Raw genomic sequence first — 19,072 nt, forward strand, 5'->3', positions numbered from 1 at the left:
TGCCTGATCGCAAAGCCTTGCATTCCGGTGCAAGGCTTTTTTATTTTGTGCAGTTTGGTTTCTGTTTGATGGTTTATTCCCATGAGTGAAAACTACGTCCCCAGTTCTAAGCCCTATGCCCGCAATGGTGAGGTGGTAGCCGATACTATTTGGCCGGAAGGGATGCATCGTATTGCATTGGGTGTTGAATATAAGGGGACGGACTACCACGGTTTTCAGGTGCAGCCAAACGGTGTTAGAACTGTGCAGCAGTCTTTGGAGAAGGCCTTATCTACAGTGGCGGATGAGCCTATCAGTCTCGTTTGTGCTGGCAGGACCGATGCTGGCGTACATGCGACTAATCAAGTTATCCATTTCGATACGCTTGCCTTACGCCCGGAAAAAGCCTGGTTGCGTGGCACCCGGCCGTATTTGCCAGATTCGGTGTCGGTGCGTTGGGCGCGTGAGGTTGTACCGCAGTTCCATGCGCGTTTTAGCGCACTTAACCGCACTTATCGCTACTTGATGACCGATGCCAAAACCCCCTCCGGTTTATTGCATGACCAGGTGACTTGGTCATCGCGGCCGCTCAATGTTGATGCCATGCGTGAAGCTGCAGCCTACTTGGTTGGTCAGCATGACTTTACATCGTTTCGTGCAACCCAGTGCCAGGCGAAAAGCCCGGTGCGGCGGATTGAGTATTTGCACCTGTTGCGGCGCGGGGATTTGATTGTTTTGGAGGTGCAAGCCAATGCATTCTTGCATCATATGGTGCGCAATATCGTTGGTGTATTGACGGCCGTGGGGGCGGGAGACAGGCCCCCACGCTGGGTTGCTGAAGTGCTGGCGGCGCGCGACCGCAGTGCTGGCGGTGTGACGGCTAAACCTTTTGGTCTTTATTTAGTTGGTGTCGATTACCCGGCGCATTTTGGGTTGTCAGTGTGTCCTCCAGGGCCACTATTTTTTGCTGAGCCGCTAGGTGGTTTTGCTTCTCAATGAAAAATGAGCCCTCGGCTTTTCGAGGTTATTTCTGTTAATATCCCCCCCTAATTTTTGCTTCACCCCTCGCCTTGCGAGTGAGTCAATAGCGTTTGGAGAGCCTGAGTTTGTCCAGAGCACGAGTCAAAATCTGCGGAATAACCAGCATTGAAGATGCTCTAGCAGTGGTTGATGCAGGTGCGGAAGCCTTAGGGCTCGTGTTTTATGCAGCTAGCCCGCGTGCTGTAACAATTATGCAGGCACGCGCGATTGCATTGGCGGCGGGGCCATTCACCGTGGTTACCGGTTTATTTGTGAATGCTGATCCAGAGTTTGTGGATGCCGTATTGAAACAAGTGCCGCTGCAATTATTGCAATTTCACGGTGATGAAGATCTGGATTATTGTGAGTCTTTTGCACGCCCTTATATGAAGGCAATTCGTATGCGGCCTGAACTGGATGTGGCAGCTACTATAGCGGAGTATCCCAGTGCATCAGGGATTTTGTTGGATGCCTATCGCCCCGGAGTTCCGGGTGGTACAGGTGAAACCTTTGATTGGGCGCGCGTACCCCGGCAATCGGCCAAGCCCTTGGTTTTGGCTGGAGGCTTAACTGCCGCCAACGTCGCAGATGCTATTCGGGCGACCCAAGTCTATGGGGTTGATGTCAGCGGTGGTGTAGAATCGGCACCCGGTAAAAAAGATCACGGAAAAATAACCTCTTTTATCAATAACGTACGGTTTGCTGCATCTTGATGTGCAGTCTTTACCGGCATCTTACAGGTGATTAAACGGTGAGTAACACTGAGCATTTTTCAGCTATTGATTACAGTGCTTTTCCCAATGCGGAAGGTCACTTCGGCCCCTATGGCGGCCGCTTCGTTTCCGAGACGCTGATTTATGCGCTCGATGAACTCCAATCTATCTATTTTAACTTGAAAGATGATCCTGGCTTTCAAGCCGAATTTGACAAGGACATGGCGCATTATGTTGGCCGTCCTTCACCTCTTTACCTCGCTGAGCGCTGGACCCGTGAGTTGGGCGGTGCGCAGATTTATCTGAAACGCGAAGATTTAAATCACACGGGCGCACACAAAGTAAATAACACTATTGGCCAAGCATTGCTGGCGAAATTTACTGGAAAAACCCGTGTTATTGCAGAGACAGGAGCTGGGCAGCACGGTGTTGCTACTGCGACAGTTGCAGCGCGTTTGGGTTTGAAATGCCGCGTTTATATGGGTGCCGAAGATGTTAAGCGTCAGGCACTCAATGTGTACCGCATGAAGTTACTCGGTGCAGAAGTGTTTCCGGTAACCTCCGGTTCGCGCACATTGAAAGATGCAATGAATGAAGCCATGCGCGATTGGGCGACTAATGTTGACGACACGTTTTATATCATTGGCACCGTTGCTGGCCCCCATCCTTATCCACAACTGGTACGTGATTTCCAATCGATTATTGGGCGCGAGGCGCGCCGCCAATGTCTGGAGCAGGCAGGTCGCTTGCCCGACGCGCTGGTTGCGTGTGTTGGTGGCGGCTCCAATGCGATAGGCTTGTTTCATCCATTCCTCACAGATGAATCAGTAAAAATGTACGGAGTTGAGGCGGGTGGTTTGGGTATCGAAACCGGTAAACACGCCGCGCCATTGAATAAAGGTATTCCCGGTGTATTGCATGGCAATCGCACCTATTTGATGGAAGATGAAAATGGCCAGATTATCGAAACCCATTCGGTGTCGGCTGGTTTGGATTATCCCGGTGTAGGTCCTGAACATTCATGGTTAAAAGATATTGGCCGCGTAAACTATGTGGCGATCAATGATGATGAAGCTCTGGCCGCATTTCGCAAAATTACCAAAACTGAAGGTATTATGCCGGCGCTGGAATCCAGCCATGCCTTGGCTTATGTGGAAAAACTGGCGCCAACCATGAGCAAAGACCAAATTATTATCGCCAACCTCTCCGGTCGCGGCGATAAAGATATTTTGACTGTCGCCGGATTGGATGGCATTACCGTTTAATCCAAAGCGTCAACAAGCTATTAAAAGATGCCGCTTACTGGGCGGCAAATAAAAATCAGGAATTTTCGATGAGTCGTATTTCCCAGCACTTGAGCCAAGCCAAAACGGCGGGTAAAAAAATATTAGTCGCTTATGTGGTTAATGGCGATCCTTATCCCCAAGCCACTTTGCCAACCTTGCATGCGTTGGTCGAGCAAGGTGTTGATGTTATTGAATTAGGCGTGCCTTTTTCTGACCCTATGGCAGAAGGCCCGGTGATTCAAAAAGGTCACGAGCGTGCGCTTGAACATCACATCAGTTTGCGCGGCACCCTCGAAATTGTTAAACAATTTCGGGCTACCAATAACATCACACCAATTGTGTTGATGGGTTATGCAAACCCGGTTGAGCGTTTTGGTTACGCAGAATTTGCCAAGGCAGCGGCAGAAGCCGGTGTTGATGGTTTATTAACTGTTGATTTGCCACCTGAAGAAGTTGTTGTGCTCAAAGGTGAGTTAGACGCGCATGGTTTGGATAATATTTTCCTGCTTGCCCCAACGACTACGCTTGAGCGCGCGCAAAAAATTGCAGCTTATGCCAGCGGTTTTCTCTATTACGTTTCACTCAAGGGTGTAACGGGGGCAGGCCATTTGGATGTTAATGCGGTAAAAGAAAAGCTTGCCGGTTTTGGTCAATTAACTGACCTGCCAGTATGTGTAGGCTTCGGTATTAAAGATCCTGAAACCGCCAAAGCAGTTGCGGTATTGGCTGATGGTGTTGTGGTTGGCAGTGTTCTGGTTGAAAAAATGGGTAGCATGGCCGACAAAAGTGCCAATGAAATTGCCGCAGCAGTAGGCGATATCGTTGGCAGTATTCGTGTAGCCATAGATTCTATTTGATAGCCCACAAGTTCAATTAATAGCAACGAAATTCCGGTGGCTCGCATGCGGGCACAACCAATCAACTAAATTGACATTGAGTACAGAGAAGCGACCATGAGTTGGTTAGATAAAATTATTCCGAGTATTTCCCGCACTGATACCAAGCGCAGCAACAAAGTGCCTGAAGGTCTGTGGGAAAAATGTGTTAAGTGTGATGCGGTTTTGTATAAGCCGGAAATGGAAAAAACGCTCGATGTTTGCCCCAAGTGCGATCACCATATGCGCGTTGGTGCGCGGGCGCGTTTGAATATGTTTTTGGATCCGCAAAATCGCCAGGAGTTGGCAACTGAAGTTGAGCCAATTGATCGCCTGAAATTTAAAGACATTAAAAAATACAAAGACCGTTTGACGGCAGCACAAAAAGAAACGGGTGAAAAAGATGCGCTGGTGGCAATGCGCGGTGAATTAAAAGGCATGCCGATTGTTGCAGTGGCTTTCGAATTTGCGTTTCACGGCGGCTCTATGGGTTACGTTGTAGGTGAACGTTTTACCCGTGCAGCGACTATTGCGCTGAAAGAAAATATTCCCTTCGTTTGCTTCTCCGCCACTGGCGGTGCACGTATGCAGGAAGCGTTAATTTCGCTGATGCAAATGGCCAAAACCAGTGCGGTTATTGAACGTTTAAAAATGCAGGGGACACCCTATATTTCGGTAATGACTGATCCGGTATACGGCGGTGTTTCTGCCAGTCTTGCACTGCTTGGCGATCTGAATATTTGTGAGCCGGGTTCACGTGCCGGTTTTGCTGGCCCAAGTATTATCGAGCAGACTATCCGTCAAAAATTGCCTAAGGGTTTTCAGCGGGCAGAATTTTTGTTAGAGCACGGCGCTATCGATATGATTATCCATCGCCGCGACATGCGCGATAAGTTGGCGTCACTGCTGGCGAAATTTACGCGCAAAGCAGCAGTGTAATTGTTGTTTTTCGATAGCCGCTACTATGCAACTTGATTCGCTATCGGCTTGGTTGGATTGGTTGGAAAAAAACCATCCGACCGAGATTGATCTCGGCCTTGAACGTATCACTCGTGTTGCGCAGCGGATGGCGCTCTTAAAACCAACGGCAAAAGTGGTCACTGTCGCTGGTACCAATGGAAAAGGCTCTTGCGTTACTGCCACGGCAGCCTTGCTCGGTGCTGCTGGTTTTTCAGTTGGTGTTTACACTTCCCCGCATTTACTTCATTACAACGAACGCATAGTGGTTGATGGCAACCCTGTTGCCGACGCAGAAATCTGTTCTGCTTTTGCAGCCATCTTTAATGCATGCCAGCAAACCTGTGCGGATTATCCTGAACCTATAAGCCTGACTTATTTTGAGTACGGGACCTTGGCGGCATTAGAAATTTTTCAGCGTCGACAAGTGATGGCGACGGTGCTTGAAGTGGGTTTGGGTGGGCGTTTGGATGCAATCAATATTATCGATGCCGATGTAGCGGTGATTACCAGTATTGCGCTCGATCATACCGATTGGTTGGGCGATAACCGCGAAGCTATCGGCTATGAAAAAGCCGGCATTATGCGTGCCGGCAAACCCGTGGTCTGTGCAGATTTTTCGCCCCCACAATCGCTGCTGGATCATGCGCAAAATCTTTCCGCGTCACTCCAGTTAATTTCGCGCGATTTTGGTTATTCAGTTGCGGGTGACTCCACCTGGAATTGGTGGAATAACAACGTACAATTTTCTTCGCAGACTCTTCCCCAGTTGCCACTTCCCAGTCTTGCAGCGGCACTGCAAGTTGCGTGCATTTTCGGTTTGGATTTGCTGGCAATAGATGCATTTACCCGCTTGGCTGCACTGCGTGTTCCCGGGCGTTTTCAAACAGTGCATTGGCGCGAGCGACAAGTGATTCTCGATGTGGCCCATAATCCTGCGGCGACCGCCTATCTGGTCGAACGTTTAGTGCAGGGTGGGGCAGTGGGTTCAAAAATACACGGCATAGTGGCGATGATGGCAGATAAGGATCGCGCCCAAAGTCTGGAAAATCTCAAAGGGTATATTAGCAACTGGTATATCGCCGATTTATCATTTATTCCGCGCGCGGCGACGGTTGAACAATTACGTCAAAATCTGGTCGATTTGGATGTGGAAGCAGAATTTTCCGGCAGCGTTTCTGATTGTTTGCACGCGGCCTTCAATAATTCAGATCCCGGTGATCGTATTCTTGTTTTCGGGTCTTTTTATACGGTAGCTGCCGGTTTGCAGGCGCTCGCCGCAACGACAGCATAATCCTGTTGCGTTTTAATCCTAGGTTATTGGTGCAGAGGTTTTAGGTGAGAGAATCCGTAAAACATCGTTTAATTGGTGCAGCAGTACTGGCGGCGATTGCCGTATTGTTTTTGCCCAGTTTTTTTAAGGATCGCCAACAATACCAAGTGGACACCAGCTCCCATATTCCCGGCCGCCCCAGCATTACCGCCGTGGATTTCAACGAACCTACGCGGCCAGAAGGTATTGAGCCTGCGCCAGCGCCCGAAACTATGTTTGTGCCTGATGAGGCTGAGTCAGTGCCTGTTGCTGAAGTCCTTCCCTCCGAGCAAGCCATAGTTGCTCCCGTGGCAACATCTTCTTGGCAATCGGCATCTTCTAAATCTGCTGCAACTGATGCCTCCGTGCCAGTTATCCCGCTTAATGCACAAGGCTTGCCTGACACATGGGTGATTCAGGTGGCCAGCCTCAGCGCGCAAGCAGCGGCAAATAAATTGCGCGACCAGTTACAAGCTGACGGTCATAAGGCTTATGTGCGTGCTGTCCCCAGCGCTAATGCGACTATTTATCGCGTATTTATCGGCCCTAAGCAGGATAAATCCGAAGCCCTTGCGATCAAGTCGCAATTAGACAAACGTTTGAAAGTGAATTCCCTTGTTTTACCCTTCAAACCCTAAAGCCATAATCTTGCGCCTCTGTTAGAATGCGCGCCTCTGTAAACCTCCCATCAATGATTTTGGAGTGGGCGCGCGAATGAATTGGGCTGATTGGGCCATTATTGGGATTTTTTCCCTGTCCTGTTTGATCGGTTTGATTCGTGGTTTTGTGCGCGAAGCCTTGTCACTAATAATTTGGGTCGCGGCTGTGTTGGTAGCCAAAGTCTTTGGTGGCCAGCTTGAAATCCTGTTGGCCGGCCAAATTGAATCACCCTCTGTGCGACTTATGACAGCCTACGCTGCGCTGTTTATCGCCACTCTATTGCTAGGCGCTATGCTGAGCTTCCTTATTGGTGCTCTGGTACGTGCGACTGGCTTATCTGGTACTGATCGTCTTCTGGGAATGGTTTTTGGTGCAGCACGCGCGTTTATTATCGTGATGGCCTTGTTAATTCTCTTGCCTGGTTTTATACCGGTCAATGAAGAAGCATGGTGGCAGCAGGCGCAATTAATACCCCATTTTCTCGCTTGTGAGGAATGGGTCAGGACAGCTTATGAGCAAGTCAGCCAGTGGCTAATGGCACTGTTTGGCAATGTTGAAAGTGGTCAGAAAGTTTAAAGTTGTTAACAAGTATTGAGGCAATCTTATGTGCGGCATTGTAGGTATTGTGGGTAAACGCGATGTGAATGTGCAGCTTTACGATGCGTTGACCATTTTGCAGCACCGTGGACAGGATGCGGCGGGGATGGTGACTTGTCAGGATGGCCGCATGAGCCAGCAAAAGGCTAATGGCCTTGTGCAAGATGTGTTTAGAACCCGCCATATGCAGCGTTTACTTGGCACTATGGGGATTGGTCATGTTCGCTACCCCACTGCGGGCAGTTCAGGCCCGGCTTTGGCTCAACCTTTTTATGTTAACTCACCATACGGAATTGCCCTTGCGCACAACGGCAATTTGACTAACGCCGATAAACTCACAGAAGATATTTTCAAAACTGATTTGCGTCATGTGAATACCGATTCAGATTCAGAAGTATTGCTCAACGTTTTCGCTCATGAATTGCAGATGCAAGGCAAGCTCAACCCGACCGCCGACGATATGTTTGCTGCGGTTGCCGGTGTTCATAATCGTGTGACCGGCGGTTACGCGGTAGTTGCGTTGATCGCTAATTACGGCTTGGTCGCCTTTCGTGATCCAAATGGTATTCGCCCGTTAGTGTATGGCAAGCGCCATTCGGAGGAAGGCGGTGTTGAATATATGGTTGCGTCCGAAAGTGTTGCGCTCGATGTGCTGGGTTTTGAATTGATCAGCGATGTTGCACCGGGCGAGGCAATTTATATCACTGAAGAGGGCGAATTAAATCGTCGCCAATGCGCCAAGTCACCGCGTTTGACGCCGTGTATTTTTGAGCACGTATATTTTGCGCGTCCAGATTCTATTATGGATGGCATTTCGGTGTACAAGGCGCGTTTACGCCAAGGTGAAAAATTGGCAGAAAAAATTCTGCGTGAGCGTCCGGACCATGACATTGATGTGGTGATTCCCATTCCGGATACCAGCCGTGTTGCAGGTCAGGCATTGGCTCAAAAATTAGGTGTGAAATTCCGTGAAGGTTTGGTAAAAAACCGCTACATCGGCCGCACTTTTATTATGCCCGGCCAGCAACAGCGTAAAAAATCCGTGCGTCAAAAACTCAATCCAATTGAATTGGAATTCAGGGACAAAATTGTATTGTTGGTGGATGATTCCATCGTCCGCGGTACTACCTGCCAACAAATTATCCAGATGGTGCGCGATGTCGGCGCGAAGAAAGTGTATTTCGCTTCAGCAGCGCCCGCGGTGAAATATCCCAACGTCTATGGCATCGATATGCCAACAACGACGGAGTTGATTGCAAGTGGTCGTACTGAGGACGAAGTGTGTGAAGAAATCGGCGCTGATTGGCTGATATATCAGGACCTTGAGGATCTGATTGCCGCATCTTCCGAAGGCAATAGTGAAGTCACCGCATTTGATTGTGCTGTATTCAATGGCGAATACTGTGCCGGCGACGTCACTCCCGAATATTTGGAGAAGGTTGCAGCCGCGCGCAACGATAGTGCTAAATCCGGTAAAAAATCCGTCAAACAAATGGAATTGCCGATTGGTTTACACAACGGTGCGGCGCGCGGATAAATTATTAAGTTGATGAGTAGATATGGAAAATTTTGACGAACAATTAGCTGAAGATCCGCTGTTCGGTGCGGCGCTGGATACCTTGGCGATTCGCGTCGGGCAATCGCGTTCGCACGAAGGTGAGCACAGCGAAGCGCTGTTCCTGACTTCAAGTTATGTTTTTGCGAATGCGCAAGAAGCGGCAGATCGTTTTTCTGGCGAACAGCCCGGCAACGTTTATTCGCGCTACACGAATCCCACCGTGCGCATGTTTGAAGAGCGTATAGCAGCATTGGAAGGTGCTGAGTCTGCCGTCGGCACTTCATCAGGTATGGCGGCAATTTTATCGACGTGCATTGCGCTGCTGAAATCGGGCGATCATATTCTTTGTTCACGCAGTGTGTTTGGTACGACGACAGTGTTGTTTACTAAATATCTACAAAAATTTGGTGTAACTACCACGTTCGTCAATCCAACTAATTATGTCGAGTGGGAAGGGGGCTTCACCGAAAATACTAAATTGGTATTTGTTGAAACGCCGTCTAATCCTTTGTGCGATGTTATCGACATTCAACGGCTTGCCGATCTAACTCATGCACGCGGTGCGTTGTTGGCGGTAGATAATTGCTTCTGCACTCCAGCATTACAAAAGCCACTGGAGTTGGGCGCGGATTTAATTATCCACTCAGCAACCAAGTACATTGATGGGCAAGGCCGCTGCCTCGGTGGTGTGGTTGCTGGTGCAAAAAAATATGTAGATGAAGTGCTCGGATTTATTCGCAGCGCTGGCCCAACGATGAGCCCTTTCAATGCGTGGGTATTCTTAAAAGGTCTTGAGACATTGCGTTTGCGGATGGAGGCTCATTCACGCAATGCGTTGGAACTGGCGCAATGGCTTAATGCCCACCCTAATGTAGAAAAAGTGTTTTATGCAGGTTTGCCAAGTCATCTTGGTCATGAGCTGGCTGCAAAACAGCAATCTGCTTTTGGTGGTGTCTTATCCTTCCGCGTAAAAGGCGGCAGGGCAGAGGCCTGGAAGGTTATCGACGCAACACGCATTATGTCGCTCACCGCTAATCTGGGCGATACCAAAACCACTATCGTCCACCCGGCTACAACAACGCATGGCCGTTTGTCGCCGGAGCAAAAAGCCGATGCTGGTATTACCGAAAACCTGATCCGTGTTGCCGTTGGTTTGGAAGATATTGGCGATTTAAAAGCCGATCTCGCACGCGGTTTAGGCAATTACTAAGGGTTTGCGAGGCCAAGGCACAAAAAAGTGTTGTTGGGTCTTGTCCTTGCGAATTCACCTTGGTAAAGTGCGCGCCTCTTTAGGACTATAGCTCAGTTGGTTAGAGCACCACCTTGACATGGTGGGGGTCAGCAGTTCGAGTCTGCTTAGTCCTACCAAAGTTCCTTAGAAAAGCCGCTTCTTAGCGGCTTTTTTATTGCCTGAAATTTGCATCCCCACAGCACCCTTGAATTCTTTGGCTACTACCCCATCTAGTGCACATCCCCGTCATTACATGGCGGATATTATTTGTTCACATCTTAGTTGTATGTACCCAGGAGTTAGAAAATGACCGTTGATGCCCGCAAAGAAACCCGTGGCTTTCAAACTGAAGCCAAGCAATTGCTGCATTTGATGATTCACTCGCTGTATTCGAACAAGGAAATTTTCCTGCGTGAATTGGTATCCAATGCGTCGGATGCCGCTGATAAATTGCGTTTTGAAGCAGTATCCAATGGCGACCTATATGAAGGCGATACGGAATTAAAAATTCGCATCAGTTTCGATAAAGATGCAAAAACCCTCACCATCAGCGATAACGGCATAGGTATGTCGCGTGATGAGGTGATCGAGAACTTGGGTACTATCGCTAAATCGGGCACTGCGCAATTTATGCAAAAGCTGTCAGGTGACCAGAAAAAAGATGCACAGTTGATTGGTCAATTTGGTGTTGGTTTTTATTCGGCATTTATTGTTGCCGATAAAGTGGTGGTAACCAGTCGTCGTGCCGGTGCACCAGCAAGTGAAGCAGTGCGCTGGGAATGTTCGGGCGATGCGGAATTTACTGTAGAGTCAGTTGAGAAAGCTGATCGCGGCATGACCGTTGAATTACACTTAAAAGATGATGCTTTGGAATTTGCCGACCATTGGCGTTTGCGTTCTATCATCAAAAAATATTCTGATCATATCGCCATTCCGGTAGTGATGAAAAAACAAACTCCGGTTGGCGATGATGCTGCCAGTGCAGAACCGGAAGATGAAGTGATTAACACTGCAACTGCGCTCTGGACTCGTTCGCGTTCCGACGTGACTGATGAAGAATATAAAGAGTTTTATAAGCATGTGAGCCACGATTTTACCGATCCATTGAGCTGGAGCCACAACCGTGTGGAAGGTAATCTGGATTACACCAGTATGTTATTTATTCCAGCACGTGCCCCCTATGATTTATACAATCGTGATGCTTCACGTGGTTTGAAATTGTATGTACAGCGCACCTTTATTATGGATGACGCTGAACAATTCTTGCCCTTGTATCTGCGTTTTATTAAAGGCGTTGTGGATTCAAATGATCTTAGTTTGAACGTCTCGCGCGAGATTCTGCAAAAAGATCCCAACATTGATGCCATGCGTTCAGCGCTGACCAAACGTGTGTTGGACATGTTGGCGAAATTGGCAAAAAGCGAACCGGAAAAATACGCAACTTTCTGGAAAGAGTTTGGCCAGGTCATGAAAGAAGGTCCGGCAGAAGATTTTGCCAATCGCGAAAAAATTGCCAAATTGCTGCGCTTTGCTTCCACTCACACTGATACCGCTGAACAAAGCCAATCGCTCGACGATTACGTCTCGCGTATGAAAGACGGGCAGGAGAAGATTTATTACATTGCCGCTGAAAATTTCAACACGGCGAAAAGCAGCCCGCATCTGGAAGTCTTCCGCAAAAAAGGCATTGAAGTATTGCTGTTAAGTGACCGTGTTGACGAATGGTTGATGAGCCACTTGGCCGAGTTTGATGGTAAATCATTGCAGGATGTAGGCAAAGGCGAGTTGGATCTCGGCAAGCTTGACAGCGAAGAAGAGAAACAAGCACAAGAAAAAGTCGCTGAAGCTCTGAAGCCATTGTTGGATCGCGCAAAAGCCGCATTGGAAAATCAGGTATCGGAAGTGCGCATTACCCATCGTTTGACCGACTCACCAGCGTGTGTAGTCGTGGGCGATCACGACATGGGTGCGCAGATGCGTCGTATTCTGGAAGCTGCCGGGCAAAAAGTGCCTGATTCCAAACCGATTTTTGAATTAAATCCTGATCACCCGCTGGTGAAAAAGCTGGAGCAGGAGGCTAACGAAGAGCGCTTCGGCGATTTGGCGCATATCCTGTTTGATCAAGCCAATCTTGCTGAAGGTGCGCAATTGCAAGACCCGGCTGCTTATGTGCAGCGGTTGAATAAATTGTTGCTGGAATTGAGCAATTAAATTTTAGTTTTTCATTAAAGCTGCTATTAAAGATGACTTTGCCTATAATCGGGCAAGGTCATTTTTTTAACTGATAATTAACGGTTGGCGAATTAATTCTGACCTTATGAATCAACCCGGTGGACTATATGGAATACAAAGAGATTAGCCTACCTGCGGCAAAATCGATTGCGCTGGTAGCACACGACAACAAAAAGAAAGATTTAATCGCATGGTGTAAACAGAATCGTGCTGATTTAAGCATTCATACACTCTTTGCTACCGGTACAACCGGCACATTAATAGAAAAAGAAACCGGCCTGCCAATAAACAAACTTATTTCCGGTCCTTTAGGTGGTGACCAGCAAGTTGGTGCATTAATTACCGAAGGCAAAGTCGATATGCTGATTTTCTTTTGGGATCCATTTGAACCAATGCCGCACGATCCGGATGTAAAAGCTTTACTGCGCATTGCAGCGGTGTGGAATATCCCGATTGCGTGCAATCAAAGCTCCGCTGATTTTATGGTGTCATCGCCACTCTTCAACGGCGAGTCGCAACACTGGGTTCCCGATTACGCGGCCTATATGGCCAAGCGTTCGCAAATATAATTATGTTGGCGATTATCGGTGGCTCCGGCTTAAATCAATTTCCTGAATTGGAAATTGTTGGCGAACAGAAAGTCCAGACTCCGTATGGCGATTGTTCTGCTCCGCTCACTTTCGCCAGATTACGCGATCTTCAGCTAGTATTTCTTCCGCGTCACGGTCAAGGTCACAAGCTGCCGCCACATCAAATTAATTACCGTGCAAATATGTGGGCTTTAAAAGATGTTGGTGTAACGCGGGTGTTGGCGGTTAATGCGGTGGGAGGAATAAATTCTACGATGGGGCCTGGCGTGTTCGTGGTGCCGCACCAGATTATCGATTACACCTATGGCCGCGAGCAGAGTTATAACTTTCTTACTGATGGTTACATCAACCATATCGATTTCACCCATCCCTACAGTCAGGTCATGCGTCAACAATTGATCGCCAGTTTATTGGCAGCAAACCTGCGGTTTCAGGAGCGAGGTGTTTATGCCTGCACCCAAGGCCCGCGTTTGGAAACTGCGGCAGAAGTCTTGCGTTTGCGGCGTGATGGTTGTGATTTGGTTGGTATGACGGCTATGCCAGAGGCAGCACTAGCGCGTGAGCTGGGATTGGAATATGCCGCGCTTTGCCTAGTGGTGAACTGGGCTGCTGGCTTGGATAGCAATGAGCTAAATATGGAGGACATACTTAAAACTCTTGCCGCTGGCATGGCTGACATTAAAAAAACTATTTTCATATTTGCAAACCAGTAGGCTTGCGTAAATAAGCAACAAAAAAATCCCCTCTTATTTCTAACTTTTGTTAATATCTGTTAACACGGGTTTTTTCGTTCTATAAACCCGGTTGTGGATAGCTGCTGGCCTGCTGTGCTGGCGATCAACGGATGAAGCAAACCGAGCAAATAACAATAAAGCTTAAGGCTGTAGAGGTGTTTCATATGGCAGATCGTGAAATGGGCACTGTTAAATGGTTTAACAACGTGCGTGGATACGGTTTCATAACCAGAGGAGAAGGAGGCGAGGATATTTTTGTTCACTACCGAAATATCCGTGCGGAAGGTTACCGCTCATTAGCTGAAGGTCAAAACGTTGAGTTTCAGTTGCAACAAGGTGATAAAGGCTTACAGGCAGAAGATGTTGTGCTATTGGGCTGATGTAAACTTCACTCAGGTTTAAACGTTGTTTAAATAAAAACGCCGGCAATTGCCGGCGTTTTTATTTTGGAGAAAAGAAACCTGTTGTCATTGTGCCGTTGGCAAAGGAGTTGTTGCAACGGATGGGTAGGGGGTTACTTGAATGATGACATTCAATGCTGGGTGATCTATGTAATGGACTTCGCTGGTGCGCATATCGCGCTCTTGTTGCAATAATATAATTTGCCGAGTGACATAATTATTGGCTTCTGGTGCAGCTGCATTTGCATCAAAATTACCGTTCGACCACTGGGGATTTTCGTTCGCCAATGCTTGTTCCAATTCAGCTTCTACTTCTGAATCCAGTGACAAATTATTTATAGTTGCTGCTGTGTAGTTAGGTCGCAGCGGAATTTCGGGCCATGTCTGAGTAATTTCCTGGCCGACATTGACATCAAATTGTGCGAGCCACAAATTGGTTTGCAGTTCCAGATAGGTTGCCACGCTTAAACGAATACTGCCTTCCAATGCCTGATGTTGGCCAAACGTTTGGCCACCGTTAATAAGAATGGCTTTGGATTCTTTTTTATTGGTAATAACCTGCCGCCAAGCGTTGTGGAACAAAACTTCAAAGCGTGGGTTTCGCTGTAGCTTCTGCGCTTGTGTATTTAATTGGCGTTCACTCGCGGGTAACAAATAAAACGCTTCTTTGGTTAGATCCACTACGGGCGCAGTTGCAGTTGCAGATGCACTGTTATTTGTAGTATTGGGCACCTCAGTTGCATTGGGATCTTTCAATTCGACCCAGTCTCCGGGATAGCGCAATTTAATATTGCTGGGCCAGTGTTCCTGACCGGTATCATCTTTTCGAGCTACCACTATCATCTCTACTTGATACCAACCTTCGTGGGTTTTTGTTTGCGCTTGAGCCGATGGCGCCACTAATGCGCTCGTGAGAACAGCCGCAATGCCCAGTAATGTCGGCAGGTGTTTTATTGGCAGCAGTTTTATTAATTGATAAACCATAAATTAATTCCACCAGGGGGTGATAAGGATCAGCATTATTTGCCGGTCGTCAAATGATCTAATAAATCGACAACAGTTTGGATGCGCTTTTCAGTTGCTTCCAAATCCATTGTGAATTTCAGTTGATTGGCGCCTTCCAGCTTGTAGATGCGCGGTTGGCTTTGTACCAGTTTTACTATTTTGAGTGGATCCACCCGTGTGTCGCTGGAAAATTCAATTTTTCCGCCGCGTGCGTTAGCTTCCAGTTTGGTAATGCCAATCGTTTCGGCGGTAATTTTAATTTGCGTAACACGGAACAGGTTTTTAATTTGTTCGGGCAACATGCCAAAGCGGTTGATCATCTCAACTTGCAAGTCGCGCAGGGCTTCCTCGCTATCGGCATTGGCCAAACGTTTGTACATCACCAGCCGTGTGTGAACATCGGGCAAATAATCGGCAGGAATCAACGCCGGGATGCGCAGATTGATTTCAATTGCTTCGCTCAGTGCTTTTTCAAGATCCGCTTGCTTGCCTTGGCGAATTGCTTTTACCGCGCGATCCAGCATATCCATATAGAGCGAGAAGCCGATGGTTTGAATTTGGCCGCTTTGTTCGTCGCCCAATAATTCACCGGCACCGCGGATTTCCATATCGTAAGTTGCCAGGGTAAAACCTGCGCCCAAATCTTCCGCAGCGCTAATTGCTTCAAGGCGTTTTTGTGCATCGTCGGTCATCGAGCGGCGATCCGGCGTTAATAAATAGGCATAGGCTTGGTGATGCGAACGGCCAACACGACCGCGCAATTGATGCAATTGTGCCAAGCCAAATTTATCGGCGCGGTTAATAATAATTGTGTTGGCGCTGGGGATATCGATACCAGTTTCGATAATCGTAGTGCAAACCATAATGTTGAAGCGTTTGTGATAAAAATCCGACATCACTCGTTCAAGATCGCGCTCGCGCATTTGGCCGTGGCCAATACCAATGCGCGCCTCGGGAATTAATTCCTGCAACTCGCGCGCGACTTTCTCGATGGTGTCCACTTCATTATGCAGATAATAGACTTGGCCGCCGCGCAGGATTTCACGCAGTATCGCTTCTTTGATAACGGCTTCGTCATAGGTGCGCACAAATGTTTTTACCGATAAACGGCGTGCAGGTGGCGTAGCGATAATCGATAAATCGCGAATGCCTGCCATCGACATATTGAGTGTGCGCGGAATTGGTGTGGCGGTGAGCGTAAGAATATCGATCTCCGCGCGCAGGGCTTTGATCTGGTCCTTTTGTCTTACACCAAAACGATGTTCTTCATCGATAATCAATAAACCCAGATCTTTAAATTTAATATCAGGAGATAAAAGCTTATGTGTGCCGACAACGATATCCACTTTACCTTCTGCCAAACGCTCCAACACTTGGTTCACTTCTTTGGTGGTGCGGAAACGCGACAGCACTTCGACGGTGATTGGCCAATCTGCAAAGCGATCTTTTAAAGATTCATAATGCTGTTGGGCAAGCAGGGTGGTGGGCGCAAGAATCGCAACTTGTTTGCCGCTGTGGCTGGCAATAAAAGCGGCGCGCATGGCGACTTCGGTTTTACCAAAACCGACATCGCCGCACACAAGGCGATCCATCGGTTTGGACGAGAGCATATCTTCCATTACTGCTTCAATTGCGCGCTGCTGGTCGGCCGTTTCTTCAAACGGAAAGCTGGCGGAAAATGCTTCGTACGCAATTTTAGGATCGGGAAATTTGTGGCCTTTGCGCGCTGCACGGCGAGCATAGACTTCCAACAATTCTGCTGCGGTATCGCGGATTTGCTCGGCGGCTTTGCGGCGCGCTTTTTGCCATGACTCACTGCCGAGTTTATGCAGCGGCGCTAAATCATCTTCTGCACCACCGTAACGGCTGATTAAATGCAAGCTCGTCACCGGTACATAAAGCTTAGCTTCGTCGGCATATTCCAGCGTTAAAAATTCGTTGGTTTGGTTGTCGATGGTGATAGTTTCCAAACCGCGATAGCGGCCGACACCGTGGTCAATATGGACTACCGATGCGCCGATTTTTAATTCAGTCAGATTTTTAACAATCAGATCGGCGTTGTCTTGCGTCTGTTTACGGCGGCGCTGCTGTTGGATGCGCTCACCAAACAATTGCGATTCAGAAATCAGCGCAATTTTAGGCTTGGTTTGTAATAAGCCCTGCTCAAGTGGCGCAACGGTGATGGCCAGTTTTTCGCTGTGCGCCAGAAATTCACTCCAGCTATCAACAGTCGTGGGGCGAACGCGGATGCGGCCTAATAATTCTAGCAAGGTTTCGCGGCGGCCTGCGGATTCTGCGCAAAATAATACTTTGCCATCAAACTCCATTAAAAAGGCTTGTATGGCGGCGAGGGGATTATCCGCTTGCGCGCGAATAGGCAGTGACGGAGTGGCAGCAGTGGCAAAGTTATAATTACCCGCTTTTTCTTCCAATGTTGCTGATTCGACAAAGGTGCGGGAATAATTCTTCAGGTTGCCAAAAAATTCATCGATAGCGAGATAAATATCGCGTGGCGCCAGCAGTGGGCGCAAAGGATCTACCTTGCGGCTTTCATAGCGGCGCAATAATTCCAGCCAAAAGTTCTCGGCGGATTTTTCGATATCGCCCAGCGCATAAATTTGGGTGTTGACGGGCAGGTAATCAAATAGCGTGCTGCAAGCATCAAAAAATAACGGCAAATAATATTCGATACCAGGGGGCGATATGCCCGCACTCACATCCTGAAATACTGGACAGGCTTTGTGGTTGACATCAAATCGCTCCAACCATTTTTGTTTGAATAAACTGATCCCCGCTTTGTTTAGTGGGAATTCTTTGGCGGGCAGCAATTGGATTTTATCGACCTTGTCGATGGTCATCTGGTTTTCAGGGTCGAAGGTGCGCAGGCTTTCTATTTCGTCATCAAATAAATCGATGCGATAGGGCGTCTCGCTGCCCATGGGAAAAATATCGATGAGCGAGCCGCGCACTGCAAATTCGCCGTGTTCGTAAACTGTATCAACACAATGATAGCCAGCGCGCTCCAGGTTCTGGCGCAGTTGATTAGCGTCCAGTTTTTCGCCGACGGAAACCATAAGGCTATTGCCGACTAAATAGGATTGCGGCATGAGTCGCTGCAACAATGTAGTTACCGGAACTACGAGAATGCCTTGTTTGACGCTGGGCAATTTATAGAGCGTGCTGAGGCGCTCTGAAATAATGTCTTGATGCGGCGAAATCGTATCGTAGGGCAGGGTTTCCCAATCAGCCAAATGCAATACCGGCAGCGGGTCCTGTCCTTTTGCGAAAAACGATAGCTCGCCCTCCATGCGAATGGCGGCACTGGTGTCGGCAGTCACCACTAAGCTCAGGCCTTGATAAGCTCGAGCGGCATTCACAATGGTGAGTGCTTGGGCGCTGCCAAATAGCTGTCCCCAATAGTGACGGTTGCCGGGCTTGTTAGAGATGGGAGGATTACTTGGGAGCTGTTGGGTCATAAATCGTTTATTAATCGCACGTCCAATAGGTGGTGCGCATTTTACCTGTGTTATGAAGCCTCTTGGGTGGCTGCTATGCAAATAAAAAATCAAAAAGATATTTGCCACTATGCTTAATCGATGTGCAAGCTTAATGAGAAGAGTTTTCATTGCTGCATTTGTAAGTGAGAAATGAGCGTAAAAAGAATTCGAATTTACCGAAAACGTGAGTAAAACATGCATCAAATCAATGCATTGCTATGGTGCTTGGTCGGGGTGGCGTTTATAATTCGCGGGTTTTATCGGGGCTAACTAAAACTTCTCATAAATCAATCTCTTGTGTGTTCTTTGCGCTTTGTGGGGCAGATGTTGATACAGAAATTGGCTGAAAGTTACTTGCCCTATGCTCCAGCGGTTTATTTACATCGTAGATACGCTCTGGTGCGCTCGCAGCCCAAGCACCTCCT

At 48.1% G+C, this 19,072-nt stretch carries 16 protein-coding genes and 1 tRNA gene; 15 read left to right on the forward strand and 2 right to left on the reverse strand.

The features are described 5' to 3' along the window. Positions 1–81: 81 nt before the first annotated feature. The 15 genes from truA (at position 82) to B4E62_RS11925 (ending at position 14,124) form a co-directional block, all read left to right on the forward strand. On the forward strand, positions 82–978 hold the full coding sequence (gene truA, locus B4E62_RS11855) for a tRNA pseudouridine(38-40) synthase TruA (protein WP_331352216.1): 897 nt from the start codon (positions 82–84) through the stop codon (positions 976–978). A 107-nt stretch (positions 979–1,085) separates the two neighbouring features. Beyond that, positions 1,086–1,712: a phosphoribosylanthranilate isomerase gene (locus tag B4E62_RS11860; protein WP_331352217.1), complete on the forward strand. Its 627-nt coding sequence runs from the start codon at positions 1,086–1,088 to the stop codon at positions 1,710–1,712. A gap of 38 nt (positions 1,713–1,750) precedes the next feature. Continuing rightward, complete coding sequence (gene trpB / locus B4E62_RS11865; protein WP_310071255.1) at positions 1,751–2,977, forward strand: tryptophan synthase subunit beta; 1,227 nt, start codon at positions 1,751–1,753, stop codon at positions 2,975–2,977. 68 nt (positions 2,978–3,045) lie between these two features. After that, positions 3,046–3,855: a tryptophan synthase subunit alpha gene (trpA, locus tag B4E62_RS11870; protein ID WP_310071252.1), complete on the forward strand. Its 810-nt coding sequence runs from the start codon at positions 3,046–3,048 to the stop codon at positions 3,853–3,855. Between the two features lie 96 nt (positions 3,856–3,951). Then, positions 3,952–4,812 (forward strand): acetyl-CoA carboxylase, carboxyltransferase subunit beta, encoded by an 861-nt coding sequence (gene accD / locus B4E62_RS11875; protein WP_310071249.1) that lies wholly within the window; start codon positions 3,952–3,954, stop codon positions 4,810–4,812. 25 nt (positions 4,813–4,837) lie between these two features. Then, positions 4,838–6,124, forward strand: a complete 1,287-nt coding sequence (gene folC, locus B4E62_RS11880) for a bifunctional tetrahydrofolate synthase/dihydrofolate synthase (RefSeq protein ID WP_310071246.1) — start codon at positions 4,838–4,840, stop codon at positions 6,122–6,124. A 44-nt stretch (positions 6,125–6,168) separates the two neighbouring features. Then, positions 6,169–6,780, forward strand: coding sequence for an SPOR domain-containing protein (locus tag B4E62_RS11885; protein ID WP_331352218.1), 612 nt, complete (start codon positions 6,169–6,171; stop codon positions 6,778–6,780). A 76-nt stretch (positions 6,781–6,856) separates the two neighbouring features. Beyond that, entirely contained in the window at positions 6,857–7,378 is a 522-nt protein-coding gene (locus tag B4E62_RS11890) for a CvpA family protein (protein WP_310071239.1), read from the forward strand. A 28-nt stretch (positions 7,379–7,406) separates the two neighbouring features. Beyond that, entirely contained in the window at positions 7,407–8,936 is a 1,530-nt protein-coding gene (gene purF / locus B4E62_RS11895) for an amidophosphoribosyltransferase (RefSeq protein ID WP_310071236.1), read from the forward strand. Between the two features lie 22 nt (positions 8,937–8,958). After that, the gene (locus B4E62_RS11900) at positions 8,959–10,167 is read left to right on the forward strand and encodes an O-succinylhomoserine sulfhydrylase (RefSeq protein ID WP_310071233.1); all 1,209 of its coding nucleotides are present in this window, start codon (positions 8,959–8,961) and stop codon (positions 10,165–10,167) included. 81 nt (positions 10,168–10,248) lie between these two features. Continuing rightward, positions 10,249–10,325: transfer RNA gene (locus tag B4E62_RS11905), tRNA-Val, on the forward strand. 169 nt (positions 10,326–10,494) lie between these two features. Then, complete coding sequence (gene htpG / locus B4E62_RS11910) at positions 10,495–12,399, forward strand: molecular chaperone HtpG (RefSeq protein WP_331352219.1); 1,905 nt, start codon at positions 10,495–10,497, stop codon at positions 12,397–12,399. Positions 12,400–12,527: 128 nt separating this feature from the next. After that, the gene (locus B4E62_RS11915) at positions 12,528–12,989 is read left to right on the forward strand and encodes a methylglyoxal synthase (RefSeq protein WP_310071226.1); all 462 of its coding nucleotides are present in this window, start codon (positions 12,528–12,530) and stop codon (positions 12,987–12,989) included. A gap of 2 nt (positions 12,990–12,991) precedes the next feature. Further along, positions 12,992–13,723, forward strand: a complete 732-nt coding sequence (locus tag B4E62_RS11920) for an S-methyl-5'-thioinosine phosphorylase (protein WP_310071224.1) — start codon at positions 12,992–12,994, stop codon at positions 13,721–13,723. A gap of 185 nt (positions 13,724–13,908) precedes the next feature. Continuing rightward, a complete protein-coding gene (locus B4E62_RS11925; protein ID WP_133682220.1) occupies positions 13,909–14,124 on the forward strand; it encodes a cold-shock protein in 216 nt (71 codons plus the stop codon). Between the two features lie 87 nt (positions 14,125–14,211). Here B4E62_RS11925 and B4E62_RS11930 read toward each other — a convergent pair whose 3' ends face one another. Both B4E62_RS11930 and mfd read right to left on the reverse strand, forming a co-directional pair. Continuing rightward, positions 14,212–15,129 (reverse strand): CsiV family protein, encoded by a 918-nt coding sequence (locus tag B4E62_RS11930; RefSeq protein ID WP_310071221.1) that lies wholly within the window; start codon positions 15,127–15,129, stop codon positions 14,212–14,214. 35 nt (positions 15,130–15,164) lie between these two features. Further along, positions 15,165–18,626 carry a transcription-repair coupling factor gene (gene mfd, locus B4E62_RS11935; protein WP_310071218.1) on the reverse strand — a complete coding sequence of 1,154 codons (3,462 nt, stop codon included), beginning with the start codon at positions 18,624–18,626 and terminating at the stop codon, positions 15,165–15,167. Between the last annotated feature and the right edge of the window lie 446 nt (positions 18,627–19,072).

The sequence above is a fragment of the Cellvibrio sp. UBA7671 genome (assembly GCA_002483145.1).
Classification (GTDB): Bacteria; Pseudomonadota; Gammaproteobacteria; order Pseudomonadales; family Cellvibrionaceae; genus Cellvibrio; species Cellvibrio fibrivorans.